Origin of the sequence: Azohydromonas australica DSM 1124, from assembly GCF_000430725.1 — a bacterium.
Taxonomy (GTDB): Bacteria; Pseudomonadota; Gammaproteobacteria; order Burkholderiales; family Burkholderiaceae_C; genus Azohydromonas; species Azohydromonas australica.
On sequence record NZ_AUMO01000111.1, the window covers coordinates 1 to 19,367 of the forward strand.

At 65.2% G+C, this 19,367-nt stretch carries 18 protein-coding genes; 2 read left to right on the forward strand and 16 right to left on the reverse strand.

Annotation, left to right across the window (positions count from 1 at the left end):
* Together H537_RS55005 and H537_RS0116820 are read left to right on the forward strand one after the other, a co-directional pair.
* On the forward strand, positions 1-180 hold a 180-nt coding region (locus tag H537_RS55005; RefSeq protein ID WP_211235024.1), incomplete at its 5' end, for a hypothetical protein.
* A gap of 69 nt (positions 181-249) precedes the next feature.
* Positions 250-1,263: an RNA-guided endonuclease InsQ/TnpB family protein gene (locus H537_RS0116820; RefSeq protein WP_238446705.1), complete on the forward strand. Its 1,014-nt coding sequence runs from the start codon at positions 250-252 to the stop codon at positions 1,261-1,263.
* A gap of 5 nt (positions 1,264-1,268) precedes the next feature.
* Here H537_RS0116820 and H537_RS53025 read toward each other — a convergent pair whose 3' ends face one another.
* The 16 genes from H537_RS53025 to H537_RS0116900 form a co-directional block, all read right to left on the reverse strand.
* Positions 1,269-1,472, reverse strand: coding sequence for a hypothetical protein (locus tag H537_RS53025; RefSeq protein ID WP_156901781.1), 204 nt, complete (start codon positions 1,470-1,472; stop codon positions 1,269-1,271).
* A complete protein-coding gene (locus H537_RS43695) occupies positions 1,469-1,822 on the reverse strand; it encodes an NAD(P) transhydrogenase subunit alpha part 2 (RefSeq protein ID WP_051242819.1) in 354 nt (117 codons plus the stop codon). The genes H537_RS53025 and H537_RS43695 overlap by 4 nt, the downstream gene beginning before the upstream one ends.
* Positions 1,823-1,858: 36 nt before the next feature.
* Complete coding sequence (gene panD / locus H537_RS0116830; protein WP_028998801.1) at positions 1,859-2,221, reverse strand: aspartate 1-decarboxylase; 363 nt, start codon at positions 2,219-2,221, stop codon at positions 1,859-1,861.
* Positions 2,218-3,342, reverse strand: a complete 1,125-nt coding sequence (locus H537_RS0116835) for a Re/Si-specific NAD(P)(+) transhydrogenase subunit alpha (RefSeq protein ID WP_028998802.1) — start codon at positions 3,340-3,342, stop codon at positions 2,218-2,220. Before H537_RS0116835 ends, panD begins: the two co-directional genes overlap by 4 nt.
* 71 nt (positions 3,343-3,413) lie before the next feature.
* Positions 3,414-4,346 carry an electron transfer flavoprotein subunit alpha/FixB family protein gene (locus tag H537_RS0116840; RefSeq protein WP_028998803.1) on the reverse strand — a complete coding sequence of 311 codons (933 nt, stop codon included), beginning with the start codon at positions 4,344-4,346 and terminating at the stop codon, positions 3,414-3,416.
* A 116-nt stretch (positions 4,347-4,462) separates the two neighbouring features.
* Positions 4,463-5,212: an electron transfer flavoprotein subunit beta/FixA family protein gene (locus H537_RS0116845; protein WP_028998804.1), complete on the reverse strand. Its 750-nt coding sequence runs from the start codon at positions 5,210-5,212 to the stop codon at positions 4,463-4,465.
* A 16-nt stretch (positions 5,213-5,228) separates the two neighbouring features.
* Positions 5,229-5,723: a MaoC family dehydratase gene (locus H537_RS43700; RefSeq protein WP_051242821.1), complete on the reverse strand. Its 495-nt coding sequence runs from the start codon at positions 5,721-5,723 to the stop codon at positions 5,229-5,231.
* A gap of 96 nt (positions 5,724-5,819) precedes the next feature.
* A complete protein-coding gene (gene fadB / locus H537_RS0116855; protein WP_028998805.1) occupies positions 5,820-7,964 on the reverse strand; it encodes a fatty acid oxidation complex subunit alpha FadB in 2,145 nt (714 codons plus the stop codon).
* 29 nt (positions 7,965-7,993) lie between these two features.
* Positions 7,994-9,175, reverse strand: a complete 1,182-nt coding sequence (gene bktB, locus H537_RS0116860; protein ID WP_028998806.1) for a beta-ketothiolase BktB — start codon at positions 9,173-9,175, stop codon at positions 7,994-7,996.
* Positions 9,176-9,218: 43 nt separating this feature from the next.
* Positions 9,219-11,009, reverse strand: a complete 1,791-nt coding sequence (locus H537_RS0116865) for an acyl-CoA dehydrogenase (protein ID WP_028998807.1) — start codon at positions 11,007-11,009, stop codon at positions 9,219-9,221.
* A 746-nt stretch (positions 11,010-11,755) separates the two neighbouring features.
* Positions 11,756-12,655, reverse strand: coding sequence for an aldo/keto reductase (locus H537_RS0116870; protein ID WP_084150744.1), 900 nt, complete (start codon positions 12,653-12,655; stop codon positions 11,756-11,758).
* A gap of 62 nt (positions 12,656-12,717) precedes the next feature.
* On the reverse strand, positions 12,718-14,184 hold the full coding sequence (locus tag H537_RS0116875; RefSeq protein ID WP_043459050.1) for an aldehyde dehydrogenase family protein: 1,467 nt from the start codon (positions 14,182-14,184) through the stop codon (positions 12,718-12,720).
* A gap of 1,089 nt (positions 14,185-15,273) precedes the next feature.
* Positions 15,274-16,095: an IclR family transcriptional regulator gene (locus H537_RS0116880; protein ID WP_084150745.1), complete on the reverse strand. Its 822-nt coding sequence runs from the start codon at positions 16,093-16,095 to the stop codon at positions 15,274-15,276.
* A 125-nt stretch (positions 16,096-16,220) separates the two neighbouring features.
* Positions 16,221-17,051: an SDR family NAD(P)-dependent oxidoreductase gene (locus H537_RS0116885; protein WP_028998811.1), complete on the reverse strand. Its 831-nt coding sequence runs from the start codon at positions 17,049-17,051 to the stop codon at positions 16,221-16,223.
* Between the two features lie 146 nt (positions 17,052-17,197).
* On the reverse strand, positions 17,198-17,629 hold the full coding sequence (locus H537_RS49410) for a response regulator (protein WP_051242827.1): 432 nt from the start codon (positions 17,627-17,629) through the stop codon (positions 17,198-17,200).
* A 315-nt stretch (positions 17,630-17,944) separates the two neighbouring features.
* Complete coding sequence (locus H537_RS0116900) at positions 17,945-19,075, reverse strand: zinc-binding dehydrogenase (RefSeq protein WP_238446706.1); 1,131 nt, start codon at positions 19,073-19,075, stop codon at positions 17,945-17,947.
* Positions 19,076-19,367: the final 292 nt, after the last annotated feature.

Here is a 19,367-nt window from a genome sequence, read left to right on the forward strand (position 1 = left end):
GGCCTGGATGAAGCAGACGCTGGCCACCAGGTACAGCAGCGTCACGAGGTTCATGCTCATGACAAATCTCCGCGAGATACCTCTGCATTCATGCCGAGGAGGGATAGCGGTATGCGCAAAGCGGGCATGCATTCGGTGCTTGGTGGCGACATGAGCCTTCCCCTATGCTGGATGAAATGACAGCTCGCGTATTTCGCCTGTGCATCAAGGACCGCCACGCCAAGTGCGCTGGGCAAGCGTGCGCGCGAGGTGAACACGCTCTGGAACTATTGCAACGAACTCAGCCGCAAGGTCTGGGAGCGCGCGCGGCGCTTCCTGAGCGGCTTCGACTTCTGGCCCTTCCTCAAGGGCATGACCAAGGAGGGTCTCGGCCTGACGGTACAGACCGTGCAGGAGGTCGCCGAGCAGTACGCCGTCAAGCGCCGGGCCGCCAGGAAGACTCGGCTGGCATGGCGCAAGTCCGGCGGCGCGCGGCGCAGCCTGGGTTGGCTGCCGTTCAAGGTGCGCACCATCCGCTACGCGCACGGGCAAGTCTGCTACGCCGGCCAGTGGCTGTCGCTGTGGGACAGCTATGGGCTCGGCAGCTTCGAGTTGCGCGCCGGCTCCATCAGCGAGGATGCGCGCGGGCGCTGGTATTTGAACGTCACGGTCAACGAGCCCGACTTCGCCGGCCCGCTGCCCATGCCGTCCGTGGGCGACTGCCTCGGCATCGACCTGGGCCTGAAGGAGCTCGCGGCGCTGTCCAGTGGCGAGAAGGTCGCCGCGCAGCGCTTTTACCGTGACCTGGAACCGGCACTGGCCACCGTGCAGCGCGCCGGCAAGAAAGAGCGCGCCAAGGCGGTCCACGCCAAGATCGCCCACCGGCGACGCGACCACCTCCAGAAGCTTTCCACCACCCTGGTGCGCCAGCACCGGGGCATCTTCGTTGGCAACGTCAACGCCCAAGCCCTGGCGCGCACGCATCTGGCCAAGAGCGTGCTGGACGCGGGCTGGAGCGCGTTGCGGATCATGTTGCAGACCAAGTGCGAACGCGCAGGCGTGTGGTTCCGGGAGGTCGACGAAGCGTTCCCCACCCAGACCTGTTCCTCGTGCGGCTCGCTGCCGCCGGGGCGGCCGAAAGGTATCGCAGGCCTTGGAATAAGAGCGTGGACGTGCAGCGCATGTGGAGCGGTTCACGACCGCGACGTGAACGCGGCACGGAACATTCTCGCGGTCGGGCATGGCCGTCTCGCAGGAGGAATCACCGTCTTTCTGGGCGTGTGAGGATGTCAACGCATCAACTCCACTTCCAACTGCACTTCTTCAGCCACACCAGGAAGGATCTTGATGCCTTCAACCAGCAGATGCACGGCACACCATCCAATGGACAGCACGAGGCCGACGGTCCACTGAGCTGCATATCCAACCACCAGTCCAACTGTCGCAGCAGCCACCAGCGACAGGAAGGCACACCGCCAGTCGATCCCAATCACGATGTGCTCCCGGATTGCTGCGTCTGCACCGGTTGAGCGCTCAGCTCAGCGGTTGTAGCCTTGCGCTCCTTCTTCCTGAACATCTCCAGCATGCGCCGCGTCACGAGAAAGCCGCCGAAGACGTTCACTGCCGCCAGCGCCACCGCCAGCACGCCCATGCTTTTGGCGAAAACCGTCACGGTCAGCGCCGCCGCGAGCATCGCGCCCACGATGACGATGGCCGAGATGGCATTGGTCACGGCCATCAGCGGCGTGTGCAGCGCGGGCGTCACCGTCCACACCACGTGGTAGCCCACGTAGATCGCCAGCACGAAGATGATCAGATTGATGATCGTGTGTGAAACGTCCATGGGAGTCTCCGGGACAGGAATCGTGGTTTGCAAGGCTCAGACCGCCTTGACTTGCTGGACCTGGTTTCTCTCGCCCAGCAGCACGATGCGGGGCTTGTAGTCGCGCGCTTCGTCCTCGCCCATGGGGGCATACGTGCAGATGATGAGCACGTCGCCCACATGAGCCTTGCGTGCAGCGGCGCCGTTGAGCGAGATAACGCCCGAACCCGGAGGCGCCGGAATGATGTAGGTGGAAAAGCGTTCGCCGTTGTTGACGTTGTAAAGCTCGATCTTCTCGAACTCCCGCATGTCAGCCGCCTCCAGCAAAGCAGCGTCTATGGCGCAGCTGCCCTCGTAGTGCAAGTCGGCTTCAGTGACGGTAGCGCGGTGTAGCTTGGCACGCAGCATCAGGCGGGTCATCCTGGTGTCCTGGTCAGTTGTCCGTTCTGGGTCATCAGGCACGCAGCCACGATGTCGTCGTCCAGCGGCACGTTCACGGCTATGGTGTCCTTGGGACAGATGAGCTTGAGGAAGTCCAGCATGTTGCGCGCGTAGAGCGCACTGGCATCCGCCGCCACGAGCGCAGGCAGGTTCGTCTCGCCCACGATCGTCACGCCGTGCTGCAGCACCGTCTGCTCCGGTACGGTGAGCGCGCAGTTGCCCCCGTTGGCCGCCGCCAGGTCCACGATCACGGAGCCGGGCTTCATGGACTGCACCATTTCCGCGCTGATGAGCTTCGGAGCCGGACGGCCCGGGATCAGCGCGGTGGACACCACCACGTCGGCCAGCGCCACGCGCTTGGCCACTTCGGCGCGCTGCCTTGCGAGCCAGCTCTCGGGCATGGGACGTGCGTAGCCGCCCACGCCCTCGGCCGCTTCCTTCTCCTCCGCGGTCTCGTAGGGCACGTCGATGAACTTGGCGCCCAGCGACTCGACCTGCTCCTTCACGGAAGGGCGCACGTCGGAAGCCTCGATCACCGCCCCCAGCCGCTTGGCCGTGGCGATGGCCTGCAGCCCCGCCACGCCCACGCCCAGGATCACCACGCGCGCGGCCTTCACGGTGCCCGCGGCGGTCATGAGCATCGGAAAGAACTTCTGGTAGCGGTCGGCCGCGATGATCACGGCCTTGTAGCCGGCGATGTTCGCTTGGGACGAGAGCACGTCCATGCTCTGCGCGCGCGTGGTGCGCGGAGCGGCCTCCAGCGCGAAGGCAGTGATGCCGGCGGCGGCCAGCCGCTCCAGCCCTTCGCGGTTGAAGGGGTTGAGCATGCCGACCAGTGTGGCGCCGCGCTTCATGAGCTGAAGCTCCTCAACGGCAGGCGAGCGCACTTTCAGCACCAGGTCGCAGCCAAAGGCTGCCTTGGCATCCACAATTTCCGCACCCACGGCGGCGTAGGCGGCATCGGGCGCGGCGGCACCCACGCCGGCGCCGGACTGCACCAAGAGTTGGTGACCCTGGCCCTTGAGCTTTTTGACTGTCTCTGGTGTTACCGCCACCCGCGTCTCACCGGGTGCCGTTTCTCGGGGTATGCCGATGTACATCGACTCGTCTCTGGCAGGTTGAGGGGTTCCTGACGCTTCGTCCCCGATGCTGACAACCGGGGACGCCTGCGTTAGAGCACGTTGACCAGCTGGGGAACGGCCTCGAACACGTCAGCCTCCAATCCATAGTCCGCGACGCTGAAGATGGGCGCCTCAGGATCCTTGTTGATGGCCACGATCACCTTGGAGTCCTTCATGCCCGCCAGGTGCTGGATCGCGCCGCTGATGCCGCAGGCGATGTAGAGCGTCGGCGCCACGATCTTGCCGGTCTGCCCCACCTGCCAGTCGTTGGGGGCGTAGCCCGCGTCTACCGCGGCACGGCTGGCGCCTAGCGCCGCGCCGAGCTTGTCGGCCAGCGGCGTGAGCACTTGCGTGAAATTCTCGGCCGAGCCCAGCGCGCGGCCGCCCGAGACAATGATCTTGGCCGCCGTGAGCTCCGGGCGGTCACTCTTGGTCAGCTCGCGGCCGACAAATACGCTCTTGCCGCTGTCGGCGACCGCAGTGATGGTTTCAATCGCGGCTCCACCACCCGTGGCCGGCGCGGCATCGAAGCCGGTGGTACGCACGGTGATGACCTTGAACGGATCGGCGCATTGCACCACGGCCACTGCATTGCCGGCATAGATGGGACGCTCGAAGGTGTCGGGGCTTTCGACCTTGGTAATGTCGCTGAGCTGTGCCACGTCGAGCTTGGCGGCCACGCGCGGCGCGGCGTTGCGGCCGCTGGACGTCGAGGGGAACAGGATGTGGCTGTAGTTGCCGGCAATAGCCAGGATCTGTGCCGCGACGTTCTCGGCCAACTGCGCGGCGAGTGCGCAAGAGTCGGCATGCAGCACCTTGGCGACACCCTGGACCTGCGCGGCGGCCTGGGCCACGGCGGCGGCGTTCTCGCCGGCCACCAGCACGTGCACCTCGCCGCCGCAGGCCAGCGCCGCGGTGACGGTATTGAGGGTCGCGGCCTTCAGGCTGGCGTTGTCGTGTTCCGCAATGACAAGCGAGGTCATGGGAGTTTTCTCCTGTGGAATCTGGCGTTTCAAAGGCGAGTTTGTCCTGACCCTCCCCAGCTGGAGGGAGGGTGCAAGGCCCGCGAGCGAGGGCGCAAGCGCTGCGCCTGGGTGCTTTAGATGACCTTGGCTTCGTTCTTGAGCTTGTCCACGAGGGTGGCCACGTCAGGCACTTTCACACCGGCGCCGCGCTTGGGCGGCTCGCTGACCTTCAGCGTCTTGATGCGCGGCGTCACGTCCACGCCCAGGTCGGCCGGCTTGACGGTCTCCATCGGCTTCTTCTTGGCCTTCATGATGTTGGGCAGCGTCACGTAGCGCGGCTCGTTCAGGCGCAGGTCGGTCGTGACAACCGCCGGCAGCAGGACCTCCACCGTTTCCAGGCCGCCATCGACTTCGCGGGTCACCTTGGCCTTGCCCTCCAGAACTTCGACCTTGGAGGCGAAGGTGGCCTGCGGCAGGTCGGCCAGCGCGGCGAGCATCTGCCCGGTCTGGTTGCAGTCGTCGTCGATGGCCTGCTTGCCCAGGATGACCAAGCCAGGGGCCTCCTTTTCCACCAGGGCTTTCAGAATCTTGGCCACGGTCAGCGGCTGCAACTCCGCATCCGTCTCCACCAGGATGGCGCGATCCGCACCAAGGGCCAGTGCCGTGCGCAGCGTCTCCTGGCATGCGCCCACGCCGCAGGACACGGCGACGACCTCGGTCGCCACGCCCTTTTCCTTGAGACGCACGGCCTCCTCGACAGCGATCTCGTCGAAGGGATTCATGCTCATCTTCACGCCGGCGAGGTCGGCGCCAGAGCCGTCGGACTTCACCCGGACCTTCACGTTGTAGTCAACCACTCGCTTGACGGGAACCAGTACCTTCATTTTGCGAATACTCCTTTCAGCCGATGGTTGACGCAGTCCCAGCCGCGTTGCCACCCAGTTGGGCCAGTTTCGGGGCCAGACGCCGGGCCAGCGAGGTCGTCAGCACGGTGGCCTGTCCCTCGATGACCACCGTACCCCGAACACAGCACACGGTTTGAAGAACGGCACGCGCCTTTGCTTCATCAGTCGACAACACGGTCACCGTCGCGTGCACAGTGTCGCCCGCACGCACGGGCGAAAGAAAATTCATCTGCTGCGCCAGGTAAACCGTGCCCGGCCCGGGCAGACGGGTCGCCACGGCAGCGGAGATCACGCTGGCGCTGAGAAATCCGTGCGCAATACGGCCTTTGAACCGGGTCGTTGCGGCGTATTCCTCATTGGTATGCACCGCGTTGTTGTCGCCCGACACGGCAGCGAACAGCACGATGTCTGCCTCGGTAATGGTCTTGGAGAAGGTGGCCTGCATGCCGGGGCGCAGGTCCTCAATGTCATAGCCATGCAACGGGTTCATTCATCGCTCCAGAAATCCTGCTGACGATCGCAATGGAGGGCGTCTGCAAGCACACTGCGTAGGCAAACGTGCAAACGCCAGTGAAAGTGGCAACGGTCATCGGCTTGCGTTGTGGAAGCCCTTGCCGGCGTCCGCACGTTGCACGAATGCCTGTGCAGGCTCGTACAGCGGCGATATCGCCTTGTAGCGCTCGCAGCGCCGCAGGATTTCCTGCAGCCCGACACGGTCAGCCCAATGCAGCACACCGCCCAGATCGCGCGGGAAGCCCAGGCCCAGCACCAGGCCCATGTCGACTTCGATGGCCGAATCCACCACGGCTTCGTCCAGGCAGCGCGCCGCTTCGAGCACCATGGGCAGCATCATCCGGTCCACGATGTCCGTGTCGCTGAAATGCTTGGGCCCGTCGGGCTGCAGGGCAGAGACGAGCGCCATGGAGGCCTCGTCCGGCAGCTTCTTTGGCCGCCCCTTGGCATCGTTCTCATAGCGGTAGAAGCCGGCGCCCGACTTCTGTCCCAGCCTGCCCTTCTCCACCAGCAGTTCCACCGCCAGCGGAAAACCAGCCTGCATGCGCGAGCCGTAGCCACCCGCGATCACGTGCAACACGTGCATCAGCGTGTCCATGCCAACCACGTCGCTGAGGTAGGCCGGGCCCATGGGCCAGCCGAACGTCTCCATGACCCTGTCCACCTGCTGGAAGTCGGCGCCATCGCGCACCAGGCGCAGGAACGCCAGCAGATAGGGAGTGAGGACGCGATTCACCAGGAAACCGGGACAGTCCTGCACCACGATCGGGGTCTTGCCCATGGCCACCGCGTAGCCGGCAGCGGTGGCGGCAGCCACCGGGAGCGTCTGCGGGCCGCGGATGACCTCCACCAGCGGCATCTGCGGCACCGGGTTGAAGAAGTGCATGCCCACGAAGTTGTGCGGCCGCCGCAGCCCGCAAGCCATCTCCTCGATGGACAGCGAGGAGGTGTTGGAAGCGATGATTGCATCGTCGCGCACCAGCGACTCCACTTCGGCCAGCACCCGCTTCTTGACAGCAAGGTTTTCCACGATGGCCTCGACGACGATGTCCGCTGCATCGAAGCCGCTGAAGTCCAGCTGCGGACAAATCGAGGCCCGCACCTGCCGGGCCTGCTCAGGCTGGAGCCGCCCGGACGCCATCTGCTTCGCCAGCAGCTTGTCGGCCTCGTTCATCCCGATGTCGAGCGCCGCCTGCCCGATGTCCTTCATCAGCACGGGCACGCCTCGCACGGCGCTGGTACAGGCAATGCCCCCGCCCATGATGCCTGCACCCAGCACGGCTGCCTGCCGGACCATGCGCGCCTGCTTTACGTAGCTCTTGGCCTTTTTCTTGAGGAACTGGTCGTTGACGAAGAGGCGCACGAGCGAGTGCGCGGCTTCGGTCTTGCACAGCCGCGTGAAGACGCGGGCCTCCTCCTGCAAGGCGGCATGTGCCGGCCAGCCCGCGGTGTCGGCCAGGAACTGAACGAAGGCCGCTGCGGCGGGAAAGTGGTGGCTCGTCCTGGCAGCGGCCGCGCGCGCCTGCTCCAGCGCGACGAGGTCCAGCGCCGTTGGTCCAGCCAGCGCCGTGCGACGGGCCCGCCAGTCATGGCATCCATCCACTGCGCCACGCAGCCAGTTCAGAGCGGCAGCGCGCAAGACTTCGGAGCCGACCAACTCGTCCACTGCGCCGGCGGCCAGTGCGGCATCGGCCTTGTGCGGCGCGCCTGTGCTCACCCACTGCAGCGCGACGGTGCTGCCCGCGATGCGCGGCAGCCGGGTCGAGCCGCCGTAGGCCGGCACGACGCCCAGCGTCACCTCGGGCAAGCCGACGGTCACTCTCTCGGCCAGCACGCGATGGTCGCATGCCAGGGCGACTTCGAAGCCGCCGCCCAGCGCCGTGCCATTGATGGCCGCCACGGCAGGGAACGGCAGTTGCGACAGCGCGGCGATAACGGCGCCCTGGTCCCGGACTTGCGCCTCGATCTCGCCCTCGGCACGCTCGAACAGCGCCGTGAACTCAAAGATGTCGGCGCCGACGATGAAGCTGTCTTTGGCGCTGCTGACCAGCAGGCCGCGCACGCCGGCAGCCTGGCTCATCAGGGCCGCGACGGCCTGCCGCAGTTCATCGATGGCCAACTGGTCGAGCTTGTTGACGGACTCGTCGGTGCGATCAAAGCACAACTCGACGAAGCCATCGTCCAGCGGCATCAGCCGCAAGGTCTTGCCTTGGAACATGTCCAGAAATCCTCAGTAGTTCACGACGCTTACATGCGCTCGAAGACGACGGCGATGCCTTGGCCACCACCGATGCACATGGTCACCAGCGCATGGCGGCCGCCGCTGCGCCGCAGCTCATGCAGCGCCTTGACGGTGATGACGGCGCCTGTGGCACCAATTGGATGGCCCAGGGAGATGCCGGAGCCGTTGGGATTGACGCGTTGCGGATCAAGCTCCAGGTCGCGCGAGACGGCGCAGGCCTGGGCGGCAAATGCTTCGTTGGCCTCGACCACATCGATATCGCTCACCGAGAGGCCGGCCTTCTGCAAGGCCGAGCGTGAGGCCGGCACCGGGCCGATCCCCATGTACTTCGGATCCACGCCGACGTGGGCGTAGGAAACCAGCCGGGCCAGCGGCACGAGGCCACGAGAGTGCGCCGTGCGTGCTTCCATCAACACGAGCGCAGCGGCCGCGTCGTTGATGCCCGAGGCATTGCCTGCGGTCACGCTGCCGTCCTTGGCAAACACCGGCCTGAGCTGCGCCATGTCCTCCAGCGTCACATCACGGCGGACATGCTCGTCCGTGTCGAAGGCCACCGCGCCCTTGCGAGACTTGAGCATCACGGGAACGATCTGCTCCTTGAAGCGCCCTTCGTCGATGGCACGCTGCGCGCGGCGGTGGCTCTCCACGGCCAAGGCATCCTGCTGTTCGCGGCCGATGCCCCACTTGGCCGCAACGTTCTCTGCCGTCACGCCCATGTGGACATTGTGGAAGGGGTCGTGCAGCGCGCCGACCATCATGTCCACGAGCTTCGCGTCCCCCATGCGTGCCCCCCAGCGGCTGCTGAGACTGGCGTACGGCGCGCGGCTCATCACTTCGGCACCGCCGGCCACGGCGATGTCGCAGTCGCCCAGCATGATGGCCTGTGCGGCGGAGACCACGGCCTGCAGCCCGGAACCGCACAGCCGGTTGACATTGAAGGCTGGCGTCGCTTCTGCACACCCACCGCCGATGGCGGCCACACGCGAGAGGTATGCATCGCGCGGCTCAGTGTTGACCACATGGCCGAACACCACATGACCCACGTCTTGCCCGGGGGTGCTGGTGCGGGCCAGTGATTCGCGCACCACCAGCGCGCCGAGCTCTGTCGGCGGCACGTCCTTCAGGCTGCCGCCAAAGGTACCAATGGCGGTGCGCACAGCGCTGACGACGACGACTTCACGGTTCATGGCTTTTCTCCGATGAGGAATACGGGAGCGCGGTAGCGCGTTGTCAGAATGCGTCGACGGCCATCGCCGCGATGCCCGCATGACCGCCAACGATGCTGTCGCGCAGCGCGCTGCAGCGCGGCAGGAGGTGATCGGCGTAGAAGCGCGCGGTGGCCACCTTGGCCTGCATGAAAGCTGCGTCCCCTCCCGCGGCACGCTCCCGCTCGGCCACGAGCAGGCTGCGTCCGAGCTGCCAGCCTGCGACAAGGTTTCCAGCGAGCATCAGGTATGGGACGCTGCCGGCATACGCGGCGTCGGGCTGCGGCTTGGCACGGGTTGCGATGAACTCCACCGCTTCCAGGAAAGCCTCGCGCGCGGCGCGCAGCCGCACGGCCACGGCCCGCGCGTCATCGCCGCCTGCGGCCAGTTCGTCCTCGGTGGCCGCGATCTCCTGCGCCAGCAGCCGGGCGGTCCTGCCGCCGTCGCGGGCGGTCTTGCGACCAACCAGGTCGTTGGCCTGAATGGCGGTGGTGCCCTCGTAGATGGTGAGGATGCGGGCGTCACGCATATGCTGTGCCGCGCCGGTTTCCTCGATATAGCCCATGCCGCCGTGCACCTGAACGCCCAACGAAGTCACTTCCTGGCTCATTTCGGTGCTGTAGCCCTTGACCAACGGCACCAGCCACTCGTACAGGCTTTGTTCGCGCTCACGCACCTGCGCGTCCGGGTGATGGTGCGCCAGGTCGAAGGCGGCGGCTGCAACGCTTGCCATGGCGCGGCTGCCTTGTGTGAGCGCGCGCATGGTCATGAGCATGCGCCGCACGTCCGGGTGCTCAATGATGGGAACAGCCTTGTTCGAGCTGCCGTCCACCGGGCGGCTTTGCACCCGCTCACGCGCATACTGCACCGCCTGCTGGTAAGCCCGCTCGGCAACCGCGACACCCTGCACGCCCACCGCGAAGCGCGCCGAGTTCATCATGATGAACATGTACTCCAGGCCGCGGTTCTCCTCACCGACCAAGTACCCCACGGCACCGCCATGATCGCCGAACTGCAACACGGCGGTGGGACTGGCCTTGATGCCGAGCTTGTGTTCAAGACTCACGCAGTGCACGTCGTTGCGCGCCCCCAGAGACCCGTCCGGGCCGACGAGAAACTTCGGCACGATGAAGAGGCTGATGCCCTTGACGCCTTCAGGCGCACCCACCGCGCGCGCCAGCACCAGGTGCACGATGTTCTCCGCCATGTCGTGCTCACCCCAGGTGATGAAGATCTTCGTTCCGAAGACGCGGTAGCTTCCGTCTGCCTGAGGTTCAGCGCGGGTGCGTACCAGCGCCAGGTCGGAGCCGGCCTGCGGCTCGGTCAGGTTCATCGTCCCGGTCCAGGTGCCCGCCACCATGGGCGGTATGTAGGCCTTTTGCTGCTCGGCCGAACCGGCCGTGAGCAGGGCTTCGATGGCCCCGTCGGTGAGCATCGGGCACAGCGCGAAGCTCAGGCTGGCGCCGTGGAGGATCTCGGCAGCCGCTGCGCCGATGGACTTGGGCAGCGCCTGGCCACCGAGCTCCACGGGATGCTGCAACCCCTGCCAGCCGCCATCGCCGAACTTGCGGAACGCCTCCTTGAACCCCGGCGTGGCAAAGACCCGGCCGCCTTCCAGCCGCGATGGATCCGTGTCACCGGTGCGGTTGAGCGGTGCAACCACGGCCTCGTTGAACTTTGCGCATTCCTCAAGGACAGCCTGGGCCGTTTCAGTCCCCGCGTCCTCGAAGGTGGGCACCTGTGCAGCCATCTGGTCGAGGCCGGCCAGGTGCTTCAAGTTGAACATCAGGTCTTTGACAGGGGCAAAGTAGCTCATGAGCGGATCGGAGGTCGTGGGGTTGGTGGTTGGCTGGGGGCAGGTCGGGATTCCTTCCTGCCTGCCGAGGCGATTCGAGTGCTCGGTATCCCCCTGCATCAGCCAGGCAGGTCAGTCGCGGAGAAGCGGTCGGTCAAGGCAGTCGAAGCCTCAGCTCGCTGCACTGGAAACAACCTCGCGGAGGTTTGGTCCGTGCTGCAGGTCAGACTTGCACTCCGGCTGCTTCCCCCGTTCGATGAAACATTGCTCAGTCGTTCGTTTATACGAACTAGTGATCGCATATCCGTCAATGTAAGGACTGTGGCACTACCGTGTCATCAGGGTTATTGCGGATGCGATTCAGCGAGGGGCCGGGTTGCCCTGGACGCTGCATGCTTGCAGCGACGCGACATGCACACGGTGGCGGGCGTTGGTGATCCGCCCGCAGGATGCGAGAAAGCGCGGTGGGTAGCCAGGGGCGGGCGTGCAGCCGCATGTTGCATGCGGCGCAGGCAGCGCAACCCGTCCATAGGGCTTCAGGGCGCTGCTTGGAAGCGCTGCCGATGCCGCGTCAGCAGACCAAGACCACACCCCTGCACGGCGGCGCAGCATGGCGCCGCGTGGGCTCCGATCCGGGTCAGGAGCGTTCGCGGCTTGCCGGCTGCGTGGGACGGCAGTGCGCGCTGACCGGAGCTCGCAGCGCTGGTGCAGCGCAACTCGGTGACGCTATACCGACCCGCAGGCGAGCGAATACGCTGAACTCGGCGTCAAGCCGGGAAAGCCGCGGGCTTGCCCGCAGCGTCCGCATCTTCGGCCTTGTACACCTCGACGGTGAGACGCGGCATGGTCGCGAAATCAACCGGCGGCTCCCAGCTTTCAGCCAGAGCTGCGTTCTGTGCGACCTCCTTGGGCCAGCGCATGCCGACAATGCCGGCATGCACGCGGGAGTCCGACAGTACGAATTTCAGTGCCAGCTCATAGAGGTCCTCGGGCGAGATCTGCGGCGCCAGGATGGCAGCCTCGCGCTGCAGGACGCCAGAGGTCATCGTGCGCATCGACACCACCCCCGCGTTCACCTTGGCTGCCTCAATGAGGAAGTGCCTTGCAGCCGCTTGGTAGATGAAGTTGTAGGCGATCTGGTAGACCTCGATGGCTTCGTGAGCCAGGAAGGGCATTACCGACCAGGGCTCCTCGGTCGTGATGCCGATATGCCCGATCTTGCCCGCCTCGCGCAGTTCCAGCAGGGCGTCGAGCGGCCCACCCGTGACGATGTGCTGCACTTCCTCGGGCGTGTACATGCGGCCGTGGATCTGCAGGATGTCGATGTGGTCGGTCTGCAGCCGTTTCAGGCTCTCGTGCACGCTCGCCGTCACGCCGGCGTGGTCCAGTTCGTACCAGACCTTGCTGGCCAGCACGCAATCCTGGCGCCGGGTCTTCATCACCTCGCCGACGAGGGTTTCGCTGTAGCCGTTGCCGTAGGCGGGCGCGGTGTCGATGTAGTTGATGCCGCGGTCCAAGCAGTCGTTGAGCGTGCGGTACACGGTCTTGCGGCCGTCCTCGCTCAACGGATCCCAGCCTTGTGCTTTATGGGCATAGGCAAAAGCAGCCCCGCCGACCGCGATGGGCGAGACTTGCAGGCCAGTGCGGCCGAGGATGCGTTTTTTCATCTCAGGTAATCCTGTTGGAGATCAGTCTTCACGACGGGACAGGGCGTGGCAGGTCGGCTCGCTCATGCCAGCGGGCAGTCGATGTGCTGCGGCAGCATGAACTCCCGCAAGCCGTCCTCGCCCCATTCGGCACCGACGCCGCTGTGCTTGTAGCCGATCATCGGCGCATCGGGCCGCAACGGGCTGCCGCCGTTGATCTGGACCGTGCCGACGCGCAGCTCGGGCACCAGCTTCAGGCACTGGTCCTTGGCGCCAAACAGGTAAGCCTTCAGGCCCAGATCGGAATCGTTGGCGATGTGGACCGCCTCCTCGACCGTGCGGTAGGTCAGCACCACCGAAACGGGCCCGAAGATCTCCTCGCGCGCTAGAGCGGCCTGGTTGTCCAGCCCGCCGACCAGCGCCGGGTTGACGAACCAGCCCCTCTCGATGTCGGGGCGGCCGCCGCCGGCCAGCAGCGTGGCGCCTGCGGCAACTGCACGGGCAACGCCAGCCTCGATGCGCTCCCGCTGTGCCGCGGTGATCACGGGGCCAAGCACCGTTGCCGGATCGCGCGGGTAGCCCACCTTGAGCTGCGGATACACCTTGCGGCTGATCTCGACGAACTCCTCGTAGCGGGACTCCTCGACCAGGATGCGCGTGGGCGAACCGCAGCCCTGGCCGGCGTTGCGGGCATAGCGAGCATGCAGTTGGAAGGCGTACTTGTTGAAGTCCACGCCCGGCAGCATGATCGCTGCCGACTTGCCGCCCAGTTCGAGCACCACGCTGCGCAGGCCGGCGGCGGCCTGCTGCATGACCTGACGGCCGACGTTGACGGAGCCCGTGAAGCTGACCTTGGCGACTCCCGGATGCTCGGTGAGCGCACGCCCGGCCTCGGCGCCGCCGGCCAGGATGTTGACCACGCCCGGCGGAAACCCGGCGCGGCGCACCAAGTCGCCCAGCAGCGCCACCGTCAGCGGCGCCTGGGGTGAGGACATCAGGACCGTGGTGCAACCGGCGGCAAGCGCCGCTCCGATCTTGGTGGCTCCGATCAGGATCGGATAGTTGAAGGCCGTGATGGCTGCAACTACGCCGACCGGGCGATAGGCCACCATGCTGACGGCCGTGTTGGTGACGTTGAAACCCAGATGGCGGGTGCGGTCTCTCGTCGCGGCATCGGCGAACCAGCGCAAGAACGCGACGGGCGTGTCGATGTGGTTGGCCTTGAGGTTGATGGGCGTGCCGACCTCGGAGACCAGCGTGTCCATCAGCTGGTCGCGGTTCTCCTCGATCAACGCCGCGAACTTCAGCAACGTGGCCCGGCGGAACTGCGGGTCGCGCCAGATGCCGCCGTCGAAGGCTGCCTTCGCGCAGGTAACAGCCTCGTCAACCTGGGCTACGGAAGCGCCCGGGAACTCGGCCACCAGTTCCTCGGTCGCAGGGTTCACCACCCGCAGCAGCTCGCCTTCACCAACCCGGTCCTGGTTGTTGATCAACAGGTCGGTGTGTACCGCAATCTGGCTGGGATGAGAGGTTTCCTTGAGCATGTTCATGGTCGTACTCCAGTGGGGCTGTCAGATACAGGACCCGTTTGGGTCTTGCTCGGCGAAAGCGTTGGACAGGGAAAGGCGCACCGTCACTGGACCTTGGGCGTTGACCGCTTGCGCATCTGCGCAAAGGCCTGGGCACCCAGCAGTGTTCCCGTGAAACTGCCGGATGCCGCTGCCTGCACTGGTGAGAGCCACCATGCGCCCTTGTTGACCGAAGCCGTCTGCCATTCCGATTGATCCTGCGTTCTCATTGAGGGGCGTGCATGCGAGGCCGCCCCAGCCTGCTTGGCATGCCTCGTTGCCGCAGACAGGGCGTCTCAGTGGCGCAAGAAAGCGTCCCCGCTCACCGCTACAAGGCATTCCGACCGGCTCGTTGGCGGCATGTATGGGCTTCTTGCCTTCGCACCATAATCGTACGCCATTACGAACTATTGATCGAATATACGTTCTCATCGTAGAGAACAGGCTGGACGGTGCTATTGGGGTTTGTGCCCATCCCGCGCCGGTGAACCCATCGGCGCAGCCAAGCCCAGCAGCAGATCGCGGTAACGCTGCGCATGGGTATCAAGCTGGGCTTGATGGTGTTTCAATCTTCAAAGCACTAGTCCGGGATGCCGCTGCTTTCTACATTGGCAGCTATCGCCAGACGCCGCGTAGTTGCCGCAGGTACCGGGAGTACAGGATGCCGTCGGGAAGGCACGCAGAAGGATGCGGTTGTCATGCTCAGAGAGCGAGTGCGGATCGATCGGCCAAGCCATTGCCCGGGTTGTGAATGCGGGCAAGCACGCGGTGCAAGCCCATCCGCAGCAAGACAACTCAATGCGGCCGCGAAAGTGCTTAGCGAGGCATGGTTCGAAGCAAGTAGGGCCAGTGAGGACGTCTCATCGCGCGAGCCGCTCAAAATACGGTCTGCGCTGGAATCCGCCATCGGAATAGTTCATGCCGCCCCCGTTTCTGCGACCCGGGGTTCGCCGGGAAGCATTCTGGAGGTCCATCTTTATGGCGTATCGCCGTCACCAGCCGTTCTTTGCTGGTGGACAGGGGCGTGATGGCTGCCTCTGGTACGGTGATCCTGCACCGGCGTGAACGGCTCTATATCGCCTCTCGCGGCCTGGTGGCTCGCTTGGACCAGACGTCCACATGCCCCAGCAGTACGTCGCTGAGCTCCTGCACGCGGTGCTGCATGTCCGATGCAGGGCCCATGAGCGTGATAGCCGCCACGGACTCTCCGGACTGGTTACGCACCGTGGTCCCCACCGCGAAGCGCGTACCGGACAGACGCAGGTTGGTGGCGATCCGAGTTTTCCTGATGGACTCACACTCGTTGAGAAAGGTTTCGACCAGCTCGGCTTCCTGCGGGCCACGGCGGCGCAGATAGGCCGCTTGCTCAAAGCTCGGCTGCTCTGCAAGCAACGCTTTTCCACCAGCCGTGACCAGCAAGGTGCGGCGGATGTTGGAGCGTGCTTCGAAGCCGGCAACTGCGTCGATGCCAGCTTCCGCGATGTAGATGAGGTGGTCGCCGGCCTGAACACCCAGGAAGACCGCCAAGCCCGTGGCATCGTGCAACGTGGCCAAGTCGTTGTGGGTGACCAGACCGGCGCGGATGTGGCCGCTAGCCAGCGTAAGGCCGTAGACCGCGGGGCCAAGGTAGAACTGGTGGTTGACTTCATAAAGCCAGCCCTTGGCGAGCAGGCCCTGGATGAAGCCGTGCACTGAGCTCTTGGGTGCGTCCAGCGCTCGCGCCAGGTCTGCGAAGGTCATGCCCGGCTTGTAGACGACCTCTTCCAGGATGCGGGTGACCCGATCGACGGTACGGTGGTTCTGAGGCTCGCGCAGCGGCCGGCCAGCAAGGCTGCCACCGCGTTTCAACGCCGCGTTTGCGTCGATGTCTGGGTTGTGATGTTCTGACGTCATAAGAGGATCCTGCTGACTGGACGAAGCGTTGTTGCCGTTGTGGCCGAGACGGATCGGCAGCCTCTTGCTACGGCTGTCAGCGCAAGAGGGAGCTTTGAACCCTGTCGTGTCATGGCTGCGGCTCGTCAGGCACGCATCGGTTGCGTCGGCTTGGGCACCAGGCCCATGAGCGTCTGGCTCAGGCCTCCATCGACCAGTATGTCCTGTCCGTTGATGTAGCCGGAGCGGCTGCTGGCCAGGAAAACGATCACGTCAGCCAAGTCCTGAGGACCTGCCACCCGGCCCACCGGCACCATCTGCTGGCGTGCCGAGGCTACCGCTGCGTCGTCATAGGCCGCTTCCGTGGCGGGCGTGCGCACCAGGCCGGGTGACACGGAATTGCAGCGGATGCCGTGCTGCGCCAGTTCGAGCGCCAGCATCCGGGCCAGCATCATCAGCCCGGCCTTGCCCACGCTGTATGCGCCTCCACTGGGCAGCGGCAGGTGGCCACAGATGGAGGCGACATTGATGATGCTGCCACCACGGCCGCCAGCGATCATTTGCGCGCCGAACGCGCGCGTGCACAGCAATGCACCGGTGAGGTTCACCGAAAGCATGCGGTTCCACTGCGCCAGGTCGCCATCCATCAATGGCCCGGCATAGCCGACCAGCGCGGCGTTGTTCACCAGCACGTCGCACGAGCCAAGCTCTTGTCGGACCTGGGTGCAGGCCGCCCTGATCTCATCCTCCCGCGACACATCGGCCGCAATACCGACGGCGCGACCTCCGCGCCGCTCGATCTCGCCAGCCACATCGGCTGCGGCGACCGCATCGCAGTCCAGGACCGCGACTGCTGCGCCAGCGCTGGCGAGTTGGCGGGCGGCCTCGGCGCCGATTCCGCGGCCAGCGCCGGTCACGACGCCAACCCGGCCTGAAAGATCCAGCCATGCTTGCGGCTGCGATGACGCTGATTGCATAGAAGTCCTTGCGCGAAGGGCCACCCGAACGGCTTGAGGCAAGCATTAGCGGCAACAGAACAGCAAGACGCTATCGACCAAATGGCCAGTAGTTCTGCAACGTTGCACCATAGACAAATTCATCCCCCAGCGCCCGCAAGCTGCTGTTATCGGATGAGGTGACTTTTTCGACGAGATTCCATTGGCATCTCGGATGCAAAGTCATCAATTTTCTGCAGCAGGTGCCATACGTCGACAGGCTTGGTCCAGTGGGCATCAAAGCCCGCAGCCATTGCTTGCTCGATATGGCCAGGCATGGCGTGATCGGACAGCACGATGCAGGGCAGGCTTTCCGTGGCGGTATCGGCTCGCAGCGCCTGCAAGACTTCGTAGGCACTCAGGTCAGGCAGATGGATCTCGGTGATGACCAAGTCAGGCCTGACCCGTCCGCAAAGCTCCAGACCGCTGAGGCCGTCACTTGCATGGTGCAGGGTGTAGTTGCTTTTCAAACCCGTCAGGACTTGCGTCAGCAACGCGTTGCTGTGGTCTGCTTCAATGTAGACGACCGTAATACCGCCTTGTACAGAGGAGTCCTTCATCGCTTCGCCTGCAGTGATGCAAAACTTCCGCCTGCCTACTTATCTAGCGGCTGAGCACAAGAAATCATGACGCGCCACCGCCGAGTTCGTCCATGGAAAGCCGATCGCATCGAGCGAGCCCGGCACGGATCTCGGGCGTCCCCGTGACGTGGAAACCGATGGAGCGGCGCAACGCCCCATCCGGGCCATCATGCCGCGGACCTGCCGCTTCGGTTCAGGTCGAACAGCCGTTTCTCGGTCATGTCGGGAATCGAGTGTTTGAAGCCTTCCTCGCCCAAGCTGCTGCGCCTGACGCCGCCGCAGTGCATCGCGCGCTCAACGGCCGTGCGGCAACAGGACCTGGCGGATGACATTGCCGCCGTGCAGGAGGTCGAAGCTTTCATTCAGCTGCTCGAAGCTGATCTGCTCGCTGCGCAGCTTGTCCACCGGCAGACGTCCTCGCAGGTACATGTCCACGTACCTCGGAACGTCTTCCTGCGGCACGCCGCCGCCCATGAATGAGCCGCGAAAGACGCGCTCCTCTGCCACCCACGGCAGGTGCGTCACGGTGAACGTCGCTGAGCTGTTACCCACCCCGACGCCAACCACCTCGCCGCCACGGACCGTGATCTTCCGAGCCATGTCAAGCGCCGCAAGGTTGCCCGAGATCTCGAACGCGTGGTCCACGCCGCCGTTCGTCAGGTCGAGCACCTGTTGCACGGCGTTCGGGTCGCGTGCGTCTACGCAGTCCGTGGCGCCGACCGCGCGTGCCAAGTCGAACTTGCTTGTCAGAACGTCGATGCCGATGATGCGGGAAGCGCCTGCCTCCCGGGCTGCCATCACGGCAGTCAACCCGACACCGCCGAGTCCGAAGATCGCCACTGTCGCTCCCGGTCGCACCCTGGCACTGTTGAACACCGCGCCGGCGCCCGTCACGACTGCGCATCCGAACAGCGCCGCGATGTCCAGGGGAACATCGGGATCAATCTTGATCAGCGATTGCGGCACCACGACGGCGTACTGTGCATACACCGAAATGCCGCTGTAGTGGTTGAGCTGGCCGCCATCGGCCAAGCGCAGCCGCCGCACGCCGTTTGCCAGCATGCCCTGCGCTCGCGCACCGCTTACCGCCTGGCACAGTCCCGGCCGGCCGGCCAGGCAGGTACGGCACTGGCCACAACCAGCCACGGCTGCCATCGCCACGTGGTCGCCCGGCGCGAAGCCCGTTACGCCGCGCCCGACCTCGCGCACGATCCCTGCGCCCTCGTGACCTCCGACGACAGGCAGCGGCCGCTTGCGCAAGCCTTCGATTACGGACAGGTCCGAGTGACACAGGCCTGCACCCCGAACTTCGACCAGTACCTCGCCTTCACCAGGCCCATCGAGTTCCACTTGCTCAATCCGGAACGGCTTGCTTTGGGCATAAGGCGCCGGCAGTCCCTGTTCATACATGACGGCTGCGGTCATTCGCATTTTTCATCTCCACGACTGGTCGTTTGGAAAACCATTGGCTGAGGCACCTTATGGCCCGGCGCTCGGCAAGAGGTCAGGAGCGGCCTGCCCGCTGCTCCGCGCCCTGACTCAGATGACGCCGTCGCTGCGCAGTTGCGCCAGCTCTTGCTGGCTCAGCCCGCACAGCTCGGCGAGCACCTCCTCGCTGTGCTGACCCAGCTGCGGCGGCGGCTGCAGCGCGCGCAGCCCCGAGCCCTCGTAGCGCATCGGGCTGTTGGGCAGCACCACCTGCGCACCGCTGTCCGTC